At 55.2% G+C, this 21,513-nt stretch carries 19 protein-coding genes; 8 read left to right on the top strand and 11 right to left on the bottom strand.

All coding sequences use genetic code 11. From position 1 onward, the window contains the following. Window positions 1-306: 306 nt before the first annotated feature. From ugpC to P0H77_RS19495, 3 genes are read right to left on the bottom strand one after another with little or no spacing between them, the layout of a single operon-like run. The gene (ugpC, locus tag P0H77_RS19505; RefSeq protein ID WP_276158863.1) at window positions 307-1,371 is read right to left on the bottom strand and encodes a sn-glycerol-3-phosphate ABC transporter ATP-binding protein UgpC; all 1,065 of its coding nucleotides are present in this window, start codon (window positions 1,369-1,371) and stop codon (window positions 307-309) included. A gap of 13 nt (window positions 1,372-1,384) precedes the next feature. Continuing rightward, on the bottom strand, window positions 1,385-2,758 hold the full coding sequence (locus tag P0H77_RS19500; RefSeq protein WP_276158862.1) for a phosphomannomutase CpsG: 1,374 nt from the start codon (window positions 2,756-2,758) through the stop codon (window positions 1,385-1,387). A 27-nt stretch (window positions 2,759-2,785) separates the two neighbouring features. Then, the gene (locus P0H77_RS19495; RefSeq protein WP_276158861.1) at window positions 2,786-3,820 is read right to left on the bottom strand and encodes a LacI family DNA-binding transcriptional regulator; all 1,035 of its coding nucleotides are present in this window, start codon (window positions 3,818-3,820) and stop codon (window positions 2,786-2,788) included. 194 nt (window positions 3,821-4,014) lie between these two features. Between P0H77_RS19495 and P0H77_RS19490 the strand changes: the two genes are divergently transcribed. Genes P0H77_RS19490 through P0H77_RS19465 form a run of 6 tightly spaced genes read left to right on the top strand, consistent with a single transcriptional unit; the run spans window position 4,015 to window position 10,556 of the window. Continuing rightward, the gene (locus P0H77_RS19490) at window positions 4,015-5,304 is read left to right on the top strand and encodes an ABC transporter substrate-binding protein (RefSeq protein WP_276158860.1); all 1,290 of its coding nucleotides are present in this window, start codon (window positions 4,015-4,017) and stop codon (window positions 5,302-5,304) included. 9 nt (window positions 5,305-5,313) lie between these two features. Continuing rightward, a complete protein-coding gene (locus P0H77_RS19485) occupies window positions 5,314-6,180 on the top strand; it encodes a sugar ABC transporter permease (protein ID WP_276158859.1) in 867 nt (288 codons plus the stop codon). Next, the gene (locus P0H77_RS19480; protein ID WP_276158858.1) at window positions 6,181-7,008 is read left to right on the top strand and encodes a carbohydrate ABC transporter permease; all 828 of its coding nucleotides are present in this window, start codon (window positions 6,181-6,183) and stop codon (window positions 7,006-7,008) included. Window positions 7,009-7,018: 10 nt separating this feature from the next. Then, a complete protein-coding gene (locus tag P0H77_RS19475; RefSeq protein ID WP_276158857.1) occupies window positions 7,019-8,605 on the top strand; it encodes an alpha-amylase family glycosyl hydrolase in 1,587 nt (528 codons plus the stop codon). Then, window positions 8,586-9,644, top strand: coding sequence for a glycoside hydrolase family 130 protein (locus tag P0H77_RS19470; RefSeq protein ID WP_276158856.1), 1,059 nt, complete (start codon window positions 8,586-8,588; stop codon window positions 9,642-9,644). The genes P0H77_RS19475 and P0H77_RS19470 overlap by 20 nt, the downstream gene beginning before the upstream one ends. Next, the gene (locus P0H77_RS19465; protein WP_276158855.1) at window positions 9,645-10,556 is read left to right on the top strand and encodes a DUF1861 family protein; all 912 of its coding nucleotides are present in this window, start codon (window positions 9,645-9,647) and stop codon (window positions 10,554-10,556) included. A gap of 78 nt (window positions 10,557-10,634) precedes the next feature. On the opposite strand, the gene ygjG is transcribed toward P0H77_RS19465, so the two are convergent. Continuing rightward, entirely contained in the window at window positions 10,635-12,026 is a 1,392-nt protein-coding gene (ygjG, locus tag P0H77_RS19460; protein WP_276158854.1) for a putrescine aminotransferase, read from the bottom strand. A 419-nt stretch (window positions 12,027-12,445) separates the two neighbouring features. Between ygjG and P0H77_RS19455 the strand changes: the two genes are divergently transcribed. Continuing rightward, window positions 12,446-13,966 (top strand): PAS domain-containing methyl-accepting chemotaxis protein, encoded by a 1,521-nt coding sequence (locus P0H77_RS19455; protein ID WP_276158853.1) that lies wholly within the window; start codon window positions 12,446-12,448, stop codon window positions 13,964-13,966. On the opposite strand, the gene P0H77_RS19450 is transcribed toward P0H77_RS19455, so the two are convergent. After that, entirely contained in the window at window positions 13,963-14,481 is a 519-nt protein-coding gene (locus tag P0H77_RS19450; RefSeq protein WP_276158852.1) for a PadR family transcriptional regulator, read from the bottom strand. The two genes, P0H77_RS19455 and P0H77_RS19450, sit on opposite strands and share 4 nt — an antisense overlap. A gap of 216 nt (window positions 14,482-14,697) precedes the next feature. On the opposite strand from P0H77_RS19450, the gene P0H77_RS19445 reads away from it, so the two are divergent. Continuing rightward, window positions 14,698-15,471, top strand: a complete 774-nt coding sequence (locus P0H77_RS19445; RefSeq protein ID WP_276158851.1) for a siderophore-interacting protein — start codon at window positions 14,698-14,700, stop codon at window positions 15,469-15,471. A gap of 33 nt (window positions 15,472-15,504) precedes the next feature. On the opposite strand, the gene P0H77_RS19440 is transcribed toward P0H77_RS19445, so the two are convergent. The 6 genes from P0H77_RS19440 to P0H77_RS19415 all read right to left on the bottom strand — a co-directional run bounded on the left by P0H77_RS19440 (window position 15,505) and on the right by P0H77_RS19415 (window position 21,500). Further along, a complete protein-coding gene (locus tag P0H77_RS19440; protein ID WP_276158850.1) occupies window positions 15,505-16,260 on the bottom strand; it encodes an IclR family transcriptional regulator in 756 nt (251 codons plus the stop codon). A 141-nt stretch (window positions 16,261-16,401) separates the two neighbouring features. Beyond that, a complete protein-coding gene (locus tag P0H77_RS19435; RefSeq protein WP_276158849.1) occupies window positions 16,402-17,412 on the bottom strand; it encodes a HoxN/HupN/NixA family nickel/cobalt transporter in 1,011 nt (336 codons plus the stop codon). A gap of 9 nt (window positions 17,413-17,421) precedes the next feature. Further along, window positions 17,422-18,081, bottom strand: a complete 660-nt coding sequence (gene larB / locus P0H77_RS19430) for a nickel pincer cofactor biosynthesis protein LarB (protein WP_276158848.1) — start codon at window positions 18,079-18,081, stop codon at window positions 17,422-17,424. Further along, window positions 18,078-18,914, bottom strand: coding sequence for a hypothetical protein (locus P0H77_RS19425; RefSeq protein WP_276158847.1), 837 nt, complete (start codon window positions 18,912-18,914; stop codon window positions 18,078-18,080). Before P0H77_RS19425 ends, larB begins: the two co-directional genes overlap by 4 nt. Before the next feature lie 9 nt (window positions 18,915-18,923). Continuing rightward, the gene (locus P0H77_RS19420; RefSeq protein ID WP_276158846.1) at window positions 18,924-20,186 is read right to left on the bottom strand and encodes a LarC family nickel insertion protein; all 1,263 of its coding nucleotides are present in this window, start codon (window positions 20,184-20,186) and stop codon (window positions 18,924-18,926) included. A gap of 21 nt (window positions 20,187-20,207) precedes the next feature. Continuing rightward, on the bottom strand, window positions 20,208-21,500 hold the full coding sequence (locus tag P0H77_RS19415) for an MFS transporter (RefSeq protein ID WP_276158845.1): 1,293 nt from the start codon (window positions 21,498-21,500) through the stop codon (window positions 20,208-20,210). Between the last annotated feature and the right edge of the window lie 13 nt (window positions 21,501-21,513).

Here is a 21,513-nt window from a genome sequence, read left to right as displayed (position 1 = left end):
GCTGATTGAGGGGGGCTTCAGTGCGGCAATGCCGGGCGGCGGCTTCGCCTTGCCCGGCCTACACGTGGGTGAACGTTTGTTAATCATCGATCTCACAGGCCCGGTAAGCTTGCGCCACCGGGCATCCGGGGTACGGTGCTGATACCGATACCGGCATAATGCCGGGTGGCGGCTTCGCCTTACCCAGCCTACAAAATCCAAAATATCAGCGATTTACATCATATTCGTAGGCCCGGTAAGCTTGCGCCACCGGGCAACACGGCCAGGATGCCAGACAGATGCAGTCAACCTGCCGATGCCAGCGCCTCAGGGCAGCCGTTTCCCCAGGCTATCAAACAGGTGCAGATGCTGCTCAGCAATCGACAGGTTAAGTACCGTTCCCTGCGTAAAGCTCAACTGGCGGAACGATTTCAGGCAAATCGGGTGACCATCCAGATCCAGCCATACCAGCGTGGAATCCCCCTGCAACTCGCACAGTCGCGTGCGCGCCGTCAGCGTGAACTCGCCTTCGCCCTCATACTGTAAATGCTCTGGCCGCAGCGCGACGAACAGCTTGTCTCCCTCCTGCACGCCCTGCGGCGCGCGGCTTAATGGCAACGTTAAATTATCGGTGATCCGCAGTGCGCCTCCGCGCCATACGGCGGGCAGAACGTTGATTTTCGGCGTGCCGATAAACTCGGCCACGAACAGGTTAGCGGGCGTGTTATAGAGCTCCAGCGGCGTCCCGACCTGTTCAATTTTGCCTTTGTAGAGCACCACGATGCGATCCGCGAGCGTCATGGCTTCCACCTGATCGTGCGTCACATAGACCATGGTGTTGTGCAACGTATTATGCAGTTGCTGGATCTCCTGGCGCATTTCCACGCGCAGGGCGGCGTCAAGGTTCGACAGCGGTTCATCGAACAAAAACAGTTCCGGCTGCTGGACGATAGAGCGGCCAATCGCCACCCGCTGGCGCTGGCCGCCGGAGAGGTTTTGCGGCAGTCGATCCAGCATCTCTTCCAGCTTCAGCATTCGCGACGCCTGCTGGATGCGTTTATCAATTTCTTCAGTGGGCGTTTTGATGTTTTTTAATCCAAACGCCAGGTTTTCCCGCACGGTCATATGCGGATAGAGCGCGTAGGACTGAAAGACCATCGAGAGATTACGCTTGCCCGCCGCCAGTTGGGTGACATCTTTTTCACCCATCATTAGCGTTCCGCTGTTGGGCAATTCCAGCCCGGCGATAATCCGCAGCAGGGTCGATTTACCGCAGCCGGAAGGACCAACGAGAACGATAAATTCACCGGAGGCGATATCCAGCGACAGGTTTTCAATAATGGTCGATTTATCGTATTTCTTATGAATGTTACGTAAGGTGAGGGCCGTCATGTTGCATCCTTTCTTAGTGCTGGCTCAGGTTGATAAGTTGCTGGAGTTCTTCGGTTTTTTGCGCAAGCAGCGCGGGGTTGCCGCGTGTTTCGACATTCAGTCTTAACAACGGCTCGGTATTAGACGCGCGCACATTAAAGCGCCAGTCGGCAAAGTCCATGCTTAATCCATCCACATCGCTACGCGAAGCCGCGTGGGAAGCATAATGTGCAGCGATGCTCTCCAGTACCTTTGCAGGCGACGCGACGGTCAGGTTAATTTCGCCGGAAACGGGGTAGCGTTCCAGCGCCGCCTGAACGTAGCGGGAGAGCGGTTCACTGCTCTGGCCGAGAATGTTGAGCATTAACATCAGCGGGATCATGCCGCTGTCGCAGTAGCCAAAATCGCGGAAATAGTGGTGCCCACTCATCTCGCCGCCGTAAATTGCATTCTCTTCCCGCATTCTGGCTTTGATAAACGCGTGGCCGGTTTTACTGATCACCGCGCGACCGCCGTCGCGTGCGAGGGTATCCAGCGTGTTCCAGGTGAGGCGCGGATCGAGAAGGATCGTACTGCCAGGCGCCTGCCGTAGAAAATGACGGGCAAACAGGCCAACCAGATAATAGCTTTCGATAAATTCGCCGCGTTCATCAAAGAAAAAACAGCGGTCGAAATCGCCGTCCCATGCCACGCCGACATCGGCATGATGAGCCAGTACCGCCTCGCAGGTGACGCGGCGATTTTCTTCCAGCATCGGATTCGGTACGCCAGCCGGAAAGTGGCCGTCGGGATGGTGGTGGATACGAATAAAGTCGATTTCAATACCCCGGGCGCGCAGCGCGGCATCAATGGCGTCCAGCGCCGGACCTGCCGTACCATGCCCGGCATTGACCACCACGCGCAGCGTGCGCTGAGGGTTATGCGGGAGATACTGCAGCAGATGAGCGGCCCAGGCCGGGCGATGATCAATGCTGTGCAGGCTGCCGCGGCGTTCGCTGTGCTGCCACTGATTGCGTTCGGCGAGCCGCTTAATCTCCAGCAGGCCGTTGTCGTTACTGATGGGGCGGGCGTCTTCGCGCACCAGCTTCATGCCGTTGTACTGCGCGGGATTGTGGCTGGCAGTGATCTGAATCCCGCCATCCGCTTTCAGCTCGCGGGTGGCAAAGTATATTTCCTCTGTCCCGGTTTGCCCGAGGTCAATCACGTCAGCGCCGCTGAGGATCAACCCTTCCGCCAGCGAAGCTTTAAGTTCATCGGAGCTCAGACGTACATCGGCACCTATCACTACCCGGCGAGGCTGGAGCCAGGTCGCGTAAGCGCGTCCGATACGAAAAGCGATCTCCGGTGTCAGCGTCACGCCGATTTCACCGCGAATGTCATAGGCTTTAAAACAGTTCAGTTCATCCATAATCTGCTCTTTAGTGGTGGGATTAACTCAGGCCGACTCCCGAATAATGAGCTGGTGCTCCAGTTCGTAATGGGTAATCGGCCCGTTTTGTAACAGAAGTTCAACCGCAACTTCGCCCTTTTTCACCGCATCCTGGGCGATGGTTGTCAGCGTCGGGCCGTCGGTATCGAGGGTTAAGTTATCGAAACCGGTTATCGCCAGCTGCTGCGGAACGGCAATACCGTGCTGCTGGCAGTGGCGGATCGCGCCCAGCGCAAAGCGGTCAGAGAGGCAAATCAATGCGGTAATGTCAGGATGTGCGGTAAGCAGCGACTTTGCGGCCTGCGCGCCGTGCGCTTCATCGTGACGGGTTTCGTACAGCCAGCAGGTCGCAGGAGCAATATCATGCGCAATAAAGGTGTCCCGGCAGGCATTGACGCGGGTGACCATGACCAGGTTGTCGCCGGTGACCGGCAGGCTCAGGTCACGCATACCCCGCGAGTTTTTACTGGCGGAGAAGGAGATAATGCCAAAACAGCGATGCCCCTTGTCGATCAAATAGCGGGTGATTTCCGCCATTGCACCCGCGTTATCAATCGACACGCTGCTGTATTGCGGCAGGCGAAAATCCAGCGTTACCACGGGAAGCTGACGCGCCAGCGTCTGCTGAATGACCGCTTCGTTATTGTGGGTGGCATTGAGGATGTAGCCGTCCACGAGCGTCGTAATCGGCGCGATTTCCGCCTGCTGACGCTTACGCAGCGGGATCAGCACCAGATTCTTATCCAGCTTTTCGCACTGGGTGGCAATCCCTCGCATCAGACTGATATCGTGCGGATCGATAAACACATAGCTCATTGAGTCATTGAAAATGACGCCAATCGTGTCCGACTTACCGGTACGCAGCGCCCGCGCCAGTTTATCCGGGCCGTTAAAGCCGACGTCTTCAGCGTAGCTCAGAATTCGGTTGCGTAAATCGGTAGAAAGCTTCTCCGGGTTATTCCAGGCATTTGAGACGGTGGTATGAGAAATTCCCAACGCCTGTGCCAGTGACTTCGTCGTAATTTTATCTTTATTTTTCATTTCTTTAACATTATATGCCAATAATGGTTGCTATCAGTTTGTCTGAAATCACGGTTGCTCAGTTTAACGTTAAACAAAAAGCAAAATGTGACGTGTTTAACGTTAAACATAAAAAACTGGTGTTAGCTTACGCAACGTTCTAAAGCGCAGGAAGAATCAGGAACACCTCTTACTCAGAGTCAGGGAGATTAATTGTGAAAGTTGCAACAGTAGCTAAATGGACGGCTTCGGCACTTCTCAGTCTATGTATCGCAGGTTGCGGACCGGATGAAAAACCCGCTGCCAGCGAGGGGGCGAAAACCCCTATCAAAATGTGGGTTGCCCCGAATGAAAATGAAGAGGCCTTCTGGAACACGATGGTGAAGGAGTGGAACCAGAACCCGTCTCATACCCCCGTTGAATTCACCGCTATCCCGGCGGCAAGCAGTTCTGAAGAAGCGATCATGAACGCGCTGGCTTCCGGGACCGAACCAGACCTTTCCAGCAATGTCTTTATCGGCTTCGCCAGTCAACTGGTGGAGGTCGGCCAGCTGGAAGATCTCTCCAAAATGCCAGGCTATGACGAACTGGTAAAAAATCGACATATGGAAGCGCTTCTGCCCGCGTGGAAACTGCAGGGGCAGCAAAACGTTTTACCGCTTTATGTGAATCCTATCGTCTGGTGGTGGCGTGGCGATCTGCTGCAACAGTACGGCGTGGATCATGTGCCGACCACCTATGACGAGCTGTATTCGCTGGCAGAAAAACGCACCGCGGATAACAAAGGCTATGTGATCCAGATGACCGCCGGGAAAAACTGGTGGGAACGCTGGTTTGATCTGATCCCGCTGTACTATGCGCAAAGCGGCGGCAAAAGCTATGTTGCCGACGATAGAGCCCAGTTTAACGATGATGCTGGCGTTGCCGTTTTGAATTTTATGGGCAAAGTTTTCGCTAACAACTGGAGCAGCTATGACTTTACCGCCGCTGACGATCCGCTGGCGACCGGACAGGTGCTGGCGTCTGCGCGCGGCCCGTGGGACATCGCTCGCTATCGTAAGCAATATCCCGAAATCCTCAAGAGCATCAAAATCGGTCCAATGCTGACGCAGCAGGGCACCGCGCATCCGCACACGTTTGGCGACAGTAAAGGGCTGGTCATTTTCAGCACCAGTAAACATAAAACCGACGCCTGGGCCTTTATCCAATGGGTTTATGGCAAAGCCGAGCACGATCTGACCTGGCTTGAAACCACCGGCATGCCGCCCGCACGCTCTGACCTGATGACTAACCCGATCTTTGTTGATTACTTTGCGAAAAACCCGCTGGAAAAAGAGATTGCCTCTTACGTTGATGTCGCGCTGCCGCCGGTTGCCACGACCCAGACCACGGAAATCCAGCGCAGTATGACGCAAATGCTTGAACAGGTGATCTTTAAGCATACGGACTCTACGGAAGCGCTTAAGCAGTCTGCCACGGAAATTGACGGCCTGCTGAAAAAATAAGAGGGATCTATGGCAGGATATGATTCACGTACCGGAGGCCTTCTGGCCTCCTCATGGATAGGGTACTCGCTGTTATTCTGGTTTTACCCGCTGGCCTGGCTGGTGGTATTGAGCGTAACGCAGTGGCAGTTTATTGGTACGCCGAAATTTACCGGCTTACAAAATATTATCGGCGTGATGCACGATACGTTGTTCTGGAAATCGATGCTCAACGTGGGTCGTTTCCTGCTGTATTACCTGCCGATCGTTTTTCTCGCCTCGCTGCTTTTTGCTGCGGGCCTGAAACGTATTAAATACGGCAAGGGTTTTATCGCCCTCAGTTTTTTGCTGGCGAATATTTCTTCCGGCGTGGCGTACTCTATCGTCTTCTCGAAATTATTCAGCGAATTTGGGCCGGTAAATCATTTCTTGCAGCAGTGGTTTGGCGTCTCGGTCCCGTGGTTTACCAACCCGGATTGCGCCATGTTATCTATCGCCCTGAGTGTGACCTGGAAATTCGTTGGCTATTACGGGCTGATCCTTTATTCCGGGATGCAGGCGATTCCTGGCGATATCTACAGCGCGGCGCTGCTGGATAAAACCGGACGCTTTAAACAGGGCTGGGCGATTACTCTGCCGATGATGAACGCGCAAATAGTGATGGTCATGGTGCTGGCGATTACCGTCGCCTTCAGCATTTTCACCGAGCCGTATCTCATCACCGGCGGCGGTCCGCTGGACAGCACGACCAGCCCAATGGTGGTGATGTACGAAATGGCCTTCCAGAAAATGAAGCCCACCTGGGCGGCGGCGATGTCAATTATTGTGGCAGCGTGCAGCTTCCTCATTATCTGGCTGTTCAGAAAACTGTTTGAAAAAAATATAGAGATCGTGTGAATGAAAAAACTCACGCCGCTAAGTCTGATAATCCACGTCGCCATGTTATTACTGGCACTCACCTGGCTTTATCCGTTTATCTGGATGATCATTGCTTCGTTAAAACCGACGGCGGAGATCTACACGACGTCGCTATTTTCCGGGCATTTGTCGTTCGACAATTACACGTTCCTGTTTGATAACAGCAACCGGGCGGATAAACCTTTTTTACGCACTTTGTTTAACTCGTTATTTGTTTCACTCACTATTACCGCCTGTGTGACCGTCACGTCAATGCTGGTGGGCTACGCGGTGGCAAAAACGGAGTTTCGCGGCAGGAATGCGTTTAAAAATTTGTTAATCGTGCAGATGGTATTTCCGGCCTTTATGTTCATTATTCCGCAGTTCGTTCTGATGCGGGAACTGGGGTTAATCAACAGCTACAGCGCAATGATCCTGCCCTATGCGATGAGCGCCTGGGGGATCTTTATGGTGTCGCAGAGCTTTAAGGGCACGCCGAATGATTATCTTTATGCCGCTCGCCTCGATCATGCCAGCCTGTGGGGGATTCTGCGCCACGTCATGATGCCGTTGAATAAGGCCATTCTGGCGATTGTCGCGCTGTTCACCTTCTCAAGCTCGTGGGACAACTTCCTCTGGCCGCTGATCGTGATGCGCGAGGCGGATAAAATGCCGTTCTCCGTGCTGCTGGCAACGTTTAGCAAATCCTACGGCATTTATCTGGGACCGGTACTGGCGGGCGCGGTGGTGCAGATGCTGCCGATCATTATCCTGTTTATTCTGTTCCGGAAATATTTCCTGCAGGGTATGTCGCTGTCACTGAAATAAGGAGATTGACGTGAATACTATTCCCTGGTGGCAGGAGAGCGTCTGCTATCAAATTTATCTGCCGTCCTTTTGCGACGGCAACCACGACGGCCTCGGCGATTTTCCAGGGCTGCTGACCCGGCTGGATTATCTGGCGGACCTCGGCGTCGGGGCCATCTGGATCACGCCGTTTTACCCGTCGCCGCTGGTCGATAACGGTTACGATATTAGTGACTACTGCGCGGTCGACCCGCGCTTCGGTGATATGGATGATTTCCGCCGCGTAGTGGCGGGATGCCATGCGCGCGGCATCCGGGTGATTATCGATCTGGTGGTCAACCACGTCTCGTCTGAGCATCCGTGGTTTAAAGACGCGTGGAATAATCCCGCCAGCCGCTATCGCGACTACTTTATTTTTACCGACCGGCCGAATAACTGGCAGTCGTTTTTCTCCGGCAGCGCCTGGACGGCGGAGCCGGATACCGGCCAGTACTATTACCATAAATTCGCCCCGCAGCAGGTGGATTTAAACTGGGCGAATCCGCAGGTAGAACGTGAAATTCGCCAGGTAATCGACTTCTGGATTACGCAGGGCGTAGACGGTTTTCGTTTTGACGTCATCAACTTCCTGACCACTGACGGTATCCTGGCGGATAACCCGGAAGAGAACGGCGAGCAGCGCCACGACCACGACATCAACCAGCCGGGGATTATCAACGCGCTCCAGCGGCTGTGTCACTACGTGCGGCAGCGCGGTGATATCTTCCTGATTGGTGAGATTGGCAGCGAGGATCTCAGCGTACTTCGCCGCTATCAACGCCCGCAGCTGATGGATGTCGTCTTTAACTTTAACCTCGGCAGCCAGAAAACGTTCGACGCGGCGCGCCTGTTTGCTGAGCTGGACGCGATGCGACAACAGCAGTCCGGCCTGCCGACGCTGTTTTTCTCCAGCCATGACATGTCGAGAATGATCAGCCGCTTTGGCGAAAACGACCGGGATGTTGCCCGCGCCCGCGCGGTACTCGCCCTTCAGCTTACCGCCAGCGGCGTGCCCTTTATTTTTCAGGGCGAGGAGCTGGGGCTGACCGATTATCGTCCGCAGTCTATCGGGCAGGTGTTTGATATTCAGGGGCGGACCCATTATCAGACCGCGCTCGACAACGGGATGTCACCCGAGCAGGCGCTGGCGGTGGCGGTGGCGCAGTCGCGCGACGGTTCGCGCGCGCCGCTGCCGTGGGACGACGGCGATTACGCCGGGTTCTCCAGCGTAGCGCCGTGGATGCCCATTGATATCCGGATGCAGGCGCTGAATGCGGCGGCGCAGCAGCAGGATGCCGCTTCACTCTGGCACGATTACCGTCAGCTTATTGCCCTGCGTAACGCCACCGATGCGCTGCGCCAGGGCCACTATTGCTCGCTTGAATTAACCCAGTCCTGCATCTGGTTCTCCCGCGAAACGGCGGAAGAACAGGTGTGGGTGGCGATCAATTTCGGCGAGCCCGTTCTTAATCCCTGGCGTGATATTGCCGCTGACATCCTGAGCGGCGACGATGCGACGTGGATAGCGAAAAACCAGTTTTTAATCAAAAGGAGTCGTCATGGAAAGGCACAGTCATAATCCTCTCATCGTTCCGGCGGATGTAGTTCCTTCACAGCCCTATCTGAAAGTCGAATGCGCCTTTAATACCGGCGTGACGGAATACAACGGCGAAATTATTCTGCTACTGCGCGTGGCGGAAAGCGTAATCAACGACGATCCGCAGCAGATCGTGGTGCCGCTGCTGGAGAAAGGCGCGCAGGGCTGGACGGTGACGACGCGGACCTTCGATCGCCGCGACGATCGCTATGATTTCAGCGATCCGCGCGTCATCGTGCTGAAAAGCGACCCGGCGCAGGTCTGGCTGACCTCGATGTCGCACCTGCGGCTGGCTCGCAGCACCGACGGCGTCAATTTCCGCATCGATACCCAGCCGTTTATCACCGCAGATACGCAGTACGAAGAGTTTGGCTGCGAAGATGCGCGTATTACGCACATTGAAGGCCAATGGTACATCAACTATTCAGCGGTCTCTTCACTCGGTATTTCTACTGCCCTGGCGGTGACGAAAGACTTTGTGACGGTGGAGAAAAAAGGGCTGATCCTGTGTCCGGATAACCGCGATGTCTGCTTCTTCCCGGAGAAAGTCGGCGGCAAATATCAGGCCCTGACGCGCCCGGCACCGTGCCATTTTGGGCATCCGGAAATCTGGATTTGCGAGTCGCCGGATATGCTGCACTGGGGGAATCATCGCCATCTGCTCGGACGCTCCGGCGACGCGTGGGACTGCCGGAAATCCGGCGGCGGCGCGCCGGTGATCAAGACCGATCGCGGCTGGCTGGAGATTTATCACGGGGTCGATGCCGATCAGCGCTATTGCCTGGGCGCACTACTGATGGATCTCAACGATCCGACGGTGATCCTCGCAAAATCGCCGGTGCCGCTGCTGGAGCCAACCGCGCCGTATGAGCGCGAAGGCTTCTTTGGTAACGTGGTGTTTACCTGTGGCGCGCTGGTGCGTAATGACGTTCTCCACGTCTGGTACGGCGCGGCGGATGAGAAGGTGGCGCTGGCAACGATGCCGCTCGACGCACTGTGGAAACATCTGGGACTGGCATAAATGCGCGCGCCGGTTGACGCGTTATATCGCGACTATCTGGCGCGCCGTCAGCCTTCGGCGCGGGGAAAAATACGCTTTGATGGCGTAAATGGATTTGACGTTTATAATCCGACCGCGCCGTTTTATGACGGCGAGCGCTGGCTGATGGCCGCGCGGGTGGAGAAGCGCGACAGCGAGCGCTCAGAGGTGCGCTTTTTTCACTGGCAGGGTGGGAATCAGGCTTATTTGTTGCCGGATGCCCCGATATTTCCGCTTCAGGACCCGTTTGTCTGCCGGATAGGCGGCCAGCTGGTGCTGGGCGGCGTCGAGGTAGAATTCACTGCCGGCGGTGAGGTATCGCGCTGGCGCACCCAGTTCTGGTGCGGTTCGACGCTCGACCAGCTACGGTTACTGAGTTGTGGACCGTGGGGAATGAAAGATATTCGCCTGGTGCAACTGGCAGATGCCCGTATTCTGGTGTTTACCCGCCCGCAGGGACAGCCCGGCGGGCGGGGCACGATTGGCTGGACGATTATCGACCGCCTGAGCGAGCTAACGGCGCAGACGCTCTCCCGTGCAACGCTACTGGAACAGGTGGATGAAAACGACTGGTGCGGAGCCAATGAAGCGCATCTGCTGGCGGACGGGCGGGTCGGTGTACTGGCCCACGTGGCCCGGTTTGATGCGCAGCAGCAGCGGCACTATTACGCCGCGTCGTTTATTTTCGATCCTGCGTCTGGCGTAAGCTCAGCGATAAAAATCATCGCCTGTCGTGATGATTTTCTCCCCGGTGACAGCAAGCGCGACGATTTAGGCGATGTGGTATTTTCCGGCGGGCTGTATGGCCTGCCGGGAGAAGAGGTCCGGTTATTTTGCGGCACCAGCGATTGCGAGGTGCAGTGGCGGAGTGTGGCGGATCCTTTTCAGGTTTGAGCGATGAGCGAGGCCACCGGGCATGACCACGCCATACCGACGTAAATTATCCCCCGGCGACACCGCCGGGGGATAAACTTACTGTTCCGCTTCCGGCTCCTGCTGCGTGGTCTGGAGGGCGGCCAGCGCATTACCTGCCGCCTTCAATACCACCTCACACTGTTCAACGGTCAGCGTCAGCGGCGGTTCAATGCGGATCGTCTTCGAGTTGTTCAGCGTGCCGGCCACCAGAATATGCTGGCGGAACATCTGGCTGGCAAACTGATATCCCGTCTCACCATCAACAAACTCAAGCGCCATCAGCATCCCTTTGCCGCGCGCATCCTGAATCAACCCCGGATACTGGCGGGCGAGAAGTTTAAAGCCGTCCAGCAGCATATCGCCTTTCTGCTCGGCCTGTGCGGGCAGGTTCGCCTCCAGCAGAACGTTAATGGTTGCCAGCGCCGCCGCGCAGGCCAGCGGATTGCCGCCAAAGGTGGTGGTGTGCAGGAAAGGATTATCAAATAGCACCGAAAACACCTCTTCGGTCGCAATAGTCGCCCCAATCGGCATCACCCCGCCGCCGAGCGCTTTTGCCAGACATAAAATATCCGGCTGCACGTTCTCATGCTCGCAGGCAAACATTTTGCCGGTGCGGCCCATGCCGGTCTGTACTTCATCCAGAATCAGCAATGCGCCAAAAGCATCGCACAGCTTACGCACGGCAGGCAAATAGCCTGGCGGCGGCAGGATCACGCCGCCTTCACCCTGAATCGGCTCCAGGATCACCGCCGCCACGTCGTCGCCGGTTTTCTGGCATTCACTCAGCATCAGACGCATCGCGTCAATATCCCCAAAGGGAACGTGACGGAAACCCGGCAGCAGCGGCATAAACGGTTTGCGGAAGGTGGATTTCGCCGTGGCCGACAGCGCGCCCAGCGATTTACCGTGAAACGCGCCGCTGGCGGCGATAAAGGTAAATTTGCCGCGCGGGGACTGGTACGCTTTGGCGAGTTTCAGCGCCGCCTCGATAGATTCGGTGCCGCTATTGCTGAAGAAGCTGTATTTCAGTTTGCCGGGCGCGAGGGCCGCCAGCGTTTTTGCCAGCATCGCCCGTAAGGGGTCGAGCAGTTCCTGGCTATGAAGAGGTTGTTTAGCGAGCTGATTCTGTACGGCGGAAACCACAACCGGATTACGGTGCCCCACGTTAAAAATGCCAAAACCACCGAGGCAATCGACAAACTCCTGCCCCTGGGTGTCGACAAGCGTATTCAGACTTCCCGCTTGCCACTCTACGGCTCCGTAATCCCCGCCAGCGGTAACAGATTTTCGGTACTCTAAAAACCCTGGATTTACATGCTCTTTGAAGTAGTCAATCACCTCTCGGTTAAGTGCTTTCATCTCCTCATGATCAAGCGTTCGCTTTTCAATGAGATTCAGTGCGTGCGCGGTGCAGGCTAACGCCGATGCGCTGGAAGGTAGTCTGTTCAAAATAAGCTCCGGGGGCGCGCGTATCACATGATACTGATTTAAGTATTGCAGGGATTGCGCCACTTCGACGGGCTTAGCAGAAATCAGGATAAACACCAGGTAAAAGCAGAATAGTACGATATTTAATCGTACCGCTTATCCTCAGGCAACGGTTCTGTCTGAAAGCCAAAAGCAAGAGAGTAGGGGAATCAGGCGGTTGCGCCAGAATGAAGCGCGGACTGCACCAGCAATGAGCACAGGAATGAATTATTTCATGACGAAAATATTAAAAATCAATGAATTAAATAATCCTGCAAATAATGAGGTTTAATCGCAAATTGCGATCTAAATCAAATTTAACAACTAAAGATAAAAAAATTATCGCCGACATAACATTACATCAAAAAATTAACATCCAATCACATGCAAAGGATGCAATTATGTCTGACTCTTCTGTTGTTACCCAACGTGAGCATCTTCTGGACGACAACACGACATTAATGTCCACCACCGATCTGCGCAGTATAATCACTCACGCCAATGATACTTTTGTACAGGTCAGTGGGTTTTCACTTCAGGAACTGATGGGGCAACCGCACAATCTGGTGCGCCACCCGGACATGCCCAAAGCGGCATTTGCTGATATGTGGTACACGCTACAGCAGGGCGAACCGTGGACCGGCATCGTCAAAAACCGCTGCAAAAATGGCGACCACTATTGGGTACAGGCTAACGTGGCACCGATGGTGCGCGACGGTAAAATTACCGGTTACATGTCGATTCGTACAAAGGCGCAGGCGGACGATGTGGCTGCCGTGACGCCGTTATATCAGGCGCTGAAAACCGGCCGCTGCAATAAGCGGATCCATAAGGGAAGGGTAATCCATAAAGGCATTACCGGGCGGCTGAATGCCCTGCCGCTGCGCTGGCGTGCGCGTAGCGTAATGGCGGTCCTTTTTCTGGCCCTCACGGGCGCGTTGCTGGCCAGCGGTGCGCCACCGTGGTCGGTTCTTTACAGTGCTTTGCTGGTCATGCTGGGCTGCGCCTGCTTTGAATGGCAGATTATCCGGCCGGTAGAAAAGGTGGCACGAGAGGCGCTGAGCGTGGCAACCGGCGAGAAAAGCAGCGTTGAGCCGTTTCATCGCAGCGATGAACTGGGACTGACCCTGCGTGCCGTCGGGCAACTGGGACTGATGAGCCGCTGGCTGATGAACGATGTTGCCAGCCAGGTAGCCAGCGTGCGCAATGACAGCGTTAAAATGGCAAAAGGCAATAATGAACTGAACGAGCGCACCCGGCAAACGGTGGTCAACGTCCAGCAGACTGCGGCGACCATGAGCCAGATGGCCGCGTCGGTGCAGCAGAACTCCGCGACAGCCGCCGCGGCCGATAAACTCTCCAGTGCCGCCAGCAGTGCAGCGACCGATGGCGGCAGGGCCATGGAAACGGTGGTAAAAACCATGGATGAGATCGCCAGCAGCACTCAGCGTATTGGCTCCATTACCACGCTGATTAACGACATTGCCTTTCAGACCAATATCCTGGCGCTGAATGCCGCCGTCGAAGCGGCGCGGGCGGGCGAGCAGGGCAAAGGCTTCGCGGTGGTGGCGGGCGAAGTGCGCCATCTGGCAAGCCGCAGCGCCAGTGCCGCCAACGATATCCGCAAGCTGATTGATGCCAGCGCCAGCAAAGTGCAATCCGGTTCCCATCAGGTACATGCCGCCGGGCAGACCATGGAAGACATCGTGTTGCAGGTACAAAACGTTACCCGACTGCTCGGCGAAATCAGCAGTTCAACCGCCGAGCAGGCAACCGGCCTGGCCGACCTGACCCGTGCCGTGGCAGAGCTGGACGCGATCACCCAGAAAAACGCCGGGCTGGTGGAGGAGAACGCTGCCGTTTCGGCGATGGTGAAGCACCGCGCCAGTCGCCTGGAAGATGCCGTCGCCGTGCTGCATTAATCCAGTTGGGAGATCTCCAGCGCCGCGCGGTCAATAATGCCGATGATATGTTTAAGCTGCGCGGCGTTAAGTTCTCCCTGATTCACTTTTAAATCCAGCACGGCCTTAAAGTTATCAATCGCGCGTTTCATCTGCGGATTTTTGCGTAGCTCATAGCCAACGCAGCGCGCTTTAATCCGCTCGTGGATTTGAATCAACTGCTCGCGATTTCTCTCCAGCCACTGCTGGCCCATCATAGTGATCGCGATTTTTTTACGCCCGCCGTCTTCGTCGGTGATGGTAATCAACTGCTGATCCTGTAACAGATCGAGCGTCGGGTAAATCACTCCCGGACTTGGGACATAATTGCCCAGCGTCAGATTTTCAATCTCTTTGATGATCTCATAACCATGGCTGGCGTTACGCCGTAGCCTGTCGAGGATCACCAGCCGTAGCTCGCCGTGACCAAAGAAGCGCTGGCGGCGTCCGCCGCGTTCATGAGGATGCTGTTCGCCATCCTGAGCAACATGTCGCATAAAAACTCCTTACGTGTTTTGATATATCTAATTTATATCTAATTATGCATTTACTACAAGAGGAAATGACCTTATTGCCCTAATTTTAATGGTTTTTTAAAGTCGTCATAAACATTACCGGTGTGTATCAAAAAATGCTTGATTTTCTGATAAATAACAATCATTATCATTTAAAAATAAGATTAGATATATCGGAAATTCACAAAAGGCGACATTATGAGCGAAAAATCTCCTTATCCACGGCGCGTGCGCAATGAACTGCGTTTTCGTGAACTTGACGTGCTGCGCGTCGAACGTATCAGCACCGGCTTCCAGCGTATCGTGCTGGGCGGCGAGGCGCTGGACGGTTTCTCCTCGCAAGGGTTTGATGACCACACTAAAATTTTCTTCCCGGCGGAGGGGACGCGACTGATCCCGCCCACGGTGACGGATGAAGGCATTATCTGGGCCGATGGCGTGCGTCCTGCCGCCCGTGATTACACGCCGCTCTACGATGCTGAGCGTCATGAACTGGCGCTGGATTTTTTCATCCACGAGGGTGGCGTGGCGAGCAGCTGGGCGGTCAATGCCCGGGTCGGGGATACGCTGACGATTGGCGGGCCGCGCGGATCGCTGGTGGTGCCGGAGGATTATGCCTGGCAGCTTTACGTGTGTGATGAGTCCGGTATGCCAGCCCTGCGTCGTCGGCTGGAGGGGTTACAGCGTCTGGCCCGGCGTCCGCACGTTGAGGCGATCGTCAGCGTAAACGATGCGGCGCTGAAAGGGTATCTGGCGCATCTTGCTGATTTCAACATTGCGTGGATTATCGGTCACGATGAGCAAGCCCTTGCGTCACGTCTGGCGCAGTTCACGGTTCCGCGTGACGATTACTTTATCTGGCTGACCGGTGAAGGCGAGACGGTGAAAAAGCTGTCGGCGGTGTTTGAGGCTCAGGATCCTGACCCGCAGCGGATACGCAGCGTGGCCTACTGGCATAAAAAAGCGGAATAGCGTGTCAGCCCCGCAGGGCTGACCACGACAGGATCACAGCATTTTGGCGGAGAGATCGCGGCAGGCATTCATAATCAGCCGGGAGATTTCGGCGATCTTCTCTTCGGGAAGCTGAAGCTGTACGCCGCAGGCGCTGATCGCCGCAATAACATTATGTTTGTGATCGAACACCGGCGCGGCGATGCAGAACACTCCAGGGCAATCTTCTTCGTTATCATAAGCCCAGCCCCGGTTTCTGATGCTGGCAAACTCCTTCATCAACTCGCTTTTTTTGGTGATGGTGGTGTCGGTGTAGCGGGGCAGGTTTTCATCCGGCAGCAGCACGTCAATTTTCTCTTCCGGTAACCACGCACACAGCGCTTTGCCGACGCCAGAGCTGTGAAGGGGTAATTTTTTCCCTTCCCAGGTACGAATGCCAATAGGATGATTACTTTCCAGTTTCAGAATATAGATGGGAGAGAGATCGTCCAGCACGCCTAAATGGCAGGTGAGCCCGGTTTGATTACGCACTCTTTCCAGAACCGGTAGCGCAATATTACGAATATCGAACTGCTCAAGCGACCTGTTACCCCACTCATACAGTTTAAGGCCCAGATAAAAACGGCCTTTTTCCTGACGCAAAATGTGGTGAACGGTAAGGGCGTTAAGCAGAGAAGAGGTACTGCTTTTAGGTAGAGAAAGGTCCTGCTGGATCTGGCTGAAAGTCGCACCCGGCGAAGCAAAAAGATAGTTGCAGATCCTGATGGTCTTATCGAGTGCGGGAACAGAGGTGGTTGAATTTGATAGCATAATTAAGTTCAATAGCCAGCCAGAAGAATACGAAATATTATACTCCAATACATACGCATAGTTATACTTGCTTTAAACTCCTTTGCAATATGACTGATGACCGACTGCGGACACTTTTCCGCGGCCGGTTTAATCTGACAATCAGTTTACCGGCAGGGCGTCGTAGTTTTTCCAGCGGTAGTTAAGCACGGAGACAATCCAGCAAACGATAAATATGCCAATGACCCAGAAACCCGCGTCACCTAAACTATCATTCATTGTATTAATCCATTCCCAGAATTCACCCCGTAAACTGAATTTATCAACGAGTAAGCCTAATGCCTCCAGTCCGCCAATAAACAGCGCAATAATGACCGAGGTGCCCGTAATCGTCATATTATAGTAGAGCTTTCTTTGCGGCTTATTAAAGGCCCAGCCGTAGGCATGGATCATCAATAAATTATCAATGGTGTCAATTAATGCCATACCGCTGGTAAATAGCGCCGGGAAGACAAGAATCGCCCATATTGACATGCCGGTTGATGCGCCGGTGGCGGAAATTGCCAGCAGACCCACCTCCGTTGCGGTATCAAAACCGAGGCCAAATAAAAAGCCAACGAAATACATATGCCAGCTTTGATTTACCAGCCTGAAGCTTCCGGCCATGATCCGGCTCATCAGGCCGCCGGAGGCGAGGTTCAGCTCCGTTGAGGCCAGCGTTTGCCCCTGTTTCACTTTTTTGAAGCACTGCCAGACGCTGCGCAGGATCACCAGGTTAACCAGTGCCAGGACGATCAGGAAGGTCGCGGAAACCAGCGTACCGATAATGCCGCCATAGTCATGCAGCCAGCCCATCTGCCGCTGAAAGGCGGTGGCCGTGACGGCAATCGCGACGGTAGCGAGGATCACGATGCTGGAATGTCCGAGCGAGAACCATGCGCCGACGCCCGGCGTATATTTATTCTGCTGGAGCATCTTGCGCGTCACGTTATCAATAGCGGCAATATGATCGGCGTCCACCGCATGACGCAGGCCGTAGCTCCACGCCAGCAACGCCGATGCCATGAGCGTGGTGTTATCGTGGAACACATAAAAGGCCCAGATCCAGGAAAACAGGTTGGCCAGGACCAGCACGGCGATAAGCATAATAGCCTGAGGATGTCGTTTCATCATGTTGTCTTTTCAGATCGTCGCAAACTGGTGATAAATACGGATGGCGGCCGTGGCAGCACCGTAGCCGTTATCAATGTTCATGGTCATCACCCCACCCGCGCAGCTTGCCAGGCAGGCGTTCAGCGCCACCTGTCCGCCAGCGGAAATACCGTAGCCTACGGAAGTGGGGACGGCGATCACCGGGGCGCGAACCAGTCCGGCCACCACGGTCGGCAGCGCAGCTTCCATTCCCGCCACGGCAATAATAATTTTGTACTGCTGCAACTGCGCCAGATGTTGTTGTAAGCGCCATAATCCGGCAACGCCCAGATCCTGGTGCAGCTGGCAGGCGATGCCGTGGAAGTTCAGCGTAAGCTGGATCTCTTCGCAGACCCGGCGATCGGATGCGCCGCCGGAGATCACGCCGATGACGGCCTCAGCGGTGAGCGGCGGATTTTCACCGAGAATGGCGCACTGGGCGCCAGGAAACCAGTGCAGCTGGCGTTTATGCTGCTCGTCGAGTTGTTGATACTTTTCTGGCGACAGGCGGGTTAACAGCAACCGCTGCTGCTGCTGTTGGCCCATCGTCAGAATGGCGGCGATTTGATCGCTGTCTTTATATTCACACAGCACCGCTTCGCTGATGCCGCAGCGCGCCGTGCGCTGGAAATCCATAATAATGTCTGTCATTGCCCCACTCGCACACTCTTATCCCCAATAAACGCGCTGCCCTGCGTATAGGGGGCAAAACGTACCGGCGCATCAATGCCGCTTTCGCGCGCCATCGATTCGACGCAGGTTATATGGTCCGCTTTATTTTGCGCATCCAGCCGGTCGAGCGTCGATCCGGCGAGTTCGACCACCAGCCCGTCTTTACGAATCCGCAGGCGGACGGTTTGTTCAGGAAAATGCTGGCGCAGATAGTTTTCCGCGCGGTCAATCAGAGAGAGCTGGGCCGTGTTGATGCGGATCCCGGTTTCAATCCGGCTCGACAGGCAAGGTGACGCCGGGAGATCCTGCAAATCAACAAGCTGAAAATGGGCGGCGATGTGACGGATGGTGGCTTTATCTATCTGGCATTCGACGTAAGGGTGGCGCACGCCCTGCTCCTGAGCGGCAATCAGCCCCGGACGGAAATCACCAAGATCGTCCATGTTGGTGCCGGTCATGATATGGCCGTGGTTGAATTTTCCCAGCTGGCAATAGAGACCGCTTTTGCAGTAGTAACAGCGGTTTAGCGGATTGCTTTGATAACGTTCCTGGTGGATTTGATCGGAGACGATCTCCTGATAATTCCACTGCCAGCGCGCGGCATAATCGCGGACCCGGCTACCGTCTTTTTGCGATACGGCGGGTGAGGTGGCGTGAACAATCAGCGCGTTATCGCCCAGGCAGCGGCTGGCTATCCATGACAGCAGCATACTGTCGATACCGCCGCTGACGGCTATCGTACAGCGTTCGGTTGCGCGCAGACATGCTTCTAATAGCGAAATTTTATGGAGAATTTCCCGATCTGTATTCACGTTATGGCCTTATTTGCTGACGAGATGATTTTCGATGGTGGCTTTAATACCCTGACGCTGATGATGGCTCTGCGAAGAGAGGCACAGGCTGTCCGCCTCGACTTTGCAGCTCTCTTCGCCGTTGGGACGACGCGCGTATTTCACCGGCCATTCTTGCTGTTCGTGAGTAATCACGTCATGGCGACGCGGCAGGGTGTAGCGGGTAACGGGATGAAAACGCACGCCCAGCGTCGAAGTCTGGTTAAAAATGGCCTGGCATACGTCATCCAGCTCCGGCGCGCGGCAGAGGATCTCCAGATGGGTAACCCAGCGCTGTTTTTTGCCTTGCCCGGCGTAGGTGTTCAGGTCGATAACCGCGTCATGCTGGCGTAACTGGTCGATAGCGATAGCCAACAATTCCGGCGTCATATCGTCAATGACACACTGCACCGCGATAATGCTCTCCTGTTGCAGGGTGGCGGCGCGCTGAGTAAAGGCGCAGATGCGCAGGACATTAGCGCACTGGGCAAACTGGCGGTTGCCGAAGCCATAACCGGTAGCGCTACTGCTCCCGTGAACCGGCGCGAAACGCGGCTTGAGCCACGCGAGGATGGCGGCACCGGTGGGCGTGATCCGCTCGCCGGGCTGGCCGTCGTCAAACCATGAGAAGCCGTCGAGCAGGTTAAGCGTGGCTGGTGCGGGAACGGGAATGTTACCGTGCGCGCAGCGGGTCATGCCGCCGCCCCACGGCAGGGAAGAGACAGACCAGCTACTGGCCTGGCTGTGATGAATAAGAAAAGCGGCGCTGACGATGTCAATTAACGCATCGGCTGCGCCCACTTCATGCAGATGTAGTTGCTCAAGGCTGGTATTGTGAACGGCGCACTCGGCCTGAGCCAGCAGGGTATAAATCTCCCTGGCACAGCGGACGATATTCTCCGGCAGTGTAGCCCTGTCGAGGCGCTGCATCACATCCTGCCAGCGATAGTGATGATGATCGTGAGCAGCAGGAGCCAGCACCGCCGATGACCGTCTGGCGGGGGTAAAGACCAGATGCGTTTTATCGCTCACCACGCTATTACCCATAACGACCTGAAAACGCTTGCCGGTTAACCCTTTGTCCATCGCGTCTTCCAGTCGGAAGCTCGCGTTCAGTGCAAGCGTTAAGCCGGACAGCATGTTCTCAAGCGGTAAGCGAAGGTCGGGAAACGCATCCAGCATTGCAGCGGCAAACATATCGCCGGCAATCCCGCCAATAACATCAAGGTGAATATGCATCCTGGTGCTGCTCACGAATTAATACTCCTGAAAATCTTATTTATTTGTCTGGGTGCTCAATTGAGCTGAACCCTGTTTACCCAGCGCCATGATCGCCAGCGCGCCCACAACGACAATAGAGCCGATGGAAACTAAACCCGCTGCCGGAGAAGCAAAGATCGTTTCAGCGTGCACACGAATAAGCGGGGCGGCAAAGCTGAAAAATGCGCCAAACATATTAATAAAACCGATACTTACGGCCAGCGCACTACCTGAAAGCAGGCTGGTCGGAATGGCCCAGAATACCGGCTGGCAGGCAAAGAACGCCGTTGCCGCCAGGCACAGCGCAATAATCGCGGCGTAAGGGCTGACAAAAGCAGAAGCCATTAATGCCAGACCACCGATGCAGAAGGTAATTGCTGCGATTTTACGACGTTCCTGAATTTTGTCTGAATAGCGCGGAATAAAGAACGTGCCGAATAATGCACACAGCCACGGAACCGCGGTAATGACGGATGTCATGAAATTCACCGAGCTGCCCATAATTGACGCAACCTGCGTTGGCAGGAAGAAAATCAGGCCATATACGCCGCACTGGATGGTGCCGTAAATCACTGCCAGGTGCCATACGCGTGGGTTTTTCAGCGCCTCACCGATGGTCGCGGTGGATTTGCTGCTTTCCTCTTTTGCCAGCTGCAACTGCAACGTTTCACGCTCTTTAGCGTCCAGGAAGCGGGCGTGGGCAGGTGCATCATCAAGATAGGAGAATGTCCATACACCGGCAGCGACCGCCAGGATACCTTCGATAACAAACATCCAGAACCAGCCCGGATGGCCCAGCCAGCCGTGAAGTTCCAGCAGCGCGCCAGAAAGCGGAGAACCAAAGGCCATTGCCAGCGGTGCACCCATATAAAACAGGCCCATCACGCTCGCACGGTTCGCCTGCGGGAACCACTGGGAGGTGAGGTAGATCATGCCAGGGAAGAAGCCCGCTTCGGCAATGCCTAACAGAACGCGTACCGTCAGGAACTTCGCCTCGCTGTCGGCATATCCCATCGCGACGGACAGTGCGCCCCAGACCAGCGTGGTCATGCCGATCCAGCGGCGGGCACCAAATTTACGTAAGCAGAGGTTAGCGGGTGCGCCGAGGAAGGCGTAGACCACAAAGAAAAGCCCTGCACCCAGCGCATAGGCTTCATTGCTCAGGCCAATATCAACCTGATAGGTTTCTTTCGCAAAACCGATATTGGATCGATCCAAAAATGCCAGAATATACAGCATCAGCATAAAAGGAATAAGCCGCCACTTCGTTTTACTGACAATAGAGGGTAGAGCTGTGGATATTGACATAATGACTCCTGTC

The sequence above is a fragment of the Superficieibacter sp. HKU1 genome, assembly GCF_029319185.1.
GTDB lineage: Bacteria > Pseudomonadota > Gammaproteobacteria > Enterobacterales > Enterobacteriaceae > Superficieibacter.
The sequence above is the reverse complement of the archived record's forward strand: the minus strand, read 5'-3'. Positions and strand labels throughout refer to the sequence as shown.

Bases quoted from the DNA above. Each gene is read 5' to 3' on its own strand.
- ugpC (WP_276158863.1), bottom strand. From the start codon at position 1,371: ATGACGGCCCTCACCTTACGTAACATTCATAAGAAATACGATAAATCG.
- P0H77_RS19500 (WP_276158862.1), bottom strand. From the start codon at position 2,758: ATGGATGAACTGAACTGTTTTAAAGCCTATGACATTCGCGGTGAAATC.
- P0H77_RS19495 (WP_276158861.1), bottom strand. From the start codon at position 3,820: ATGAAAAATAAAGATAAAATTACGACGAAGTCACTGGCACAGGCGTTG.
- P0H77_RS19485 (WP_276158859.1), top strand. From the start codon at position 5,314: ATGGCAGGATATGATTCACGTACCGGAGGCCTTCTGGCCTCCTCATGG.
- P0H77_RS19480 (WP_276158858.1), top strand. From the start codon at position 6,181: ATGAAAAAACTCACGCCGCTAAGTCTGATAATCCACGTCGCCATGTTA.
- P0H77_RS19470 (WP_276158856.1), top strand. From the start codon at position 8,586: ATGGAAAGGCACAGTCATAATCCTCTCATCGTTCCGGCGGATGTAGTT.
- P0H77_RS19465 (WP_276158855.1), top strand. From the start codon at position 9,645: ATGCGCGCGCCGGTTGACGCGTTATATCGCGACTATCTGGCGCGCCGT.
- P0H77_RS19455 (WP_276158853.1), top strand. From the start codon at position 12,446: ATGTCTGACTCTTCTGTTGTTACCCAACGTGAGCATCTTCTGGACGAC.
- P0H77_RS19450 (WP_276158852.1), bottom strand. From the start codon at position 14,481: ATGCGACATGTTGCTCAGGATGGCGAACAGCATCCTCATGAACGCGGC.
- P0H77_RS19445 (WP_276158851.1), top strand. From the start codon at position 14,698: ATGAGCGAAAAATCTCCTTATCCACGGCGCGTGCGCAATGAACTGCGT.
- P0H77_RS19440 (WP_276158850.1), bottom strand. From the start codon at position 16,260: ATGCTATCAAATTCAACCACCTCTGTTCCCGCACTCGATAAGACCATC.
- P0H77_RS19435 (WP_276158849.1), bottom strand. From the start codon at position 17,412: ATGATGAAACGACATCCTCAGGCTATTATGCTTATCGCCGTGCTGGTC.
- larB (WP_276158848.1), bottom strand. From the start codon at position 18,081: ATGACAGACATTATTATGGATTTCCAGCGCACGGCGCGCTGCGGCATC.
- P0H77_RS19415 (WP_276158845.1), bottom strand. From the start codon at position 21,500: ATGTCAATATCCACAGCTCTACCCTCTATTGTCAGTAAAACGAAGTGG.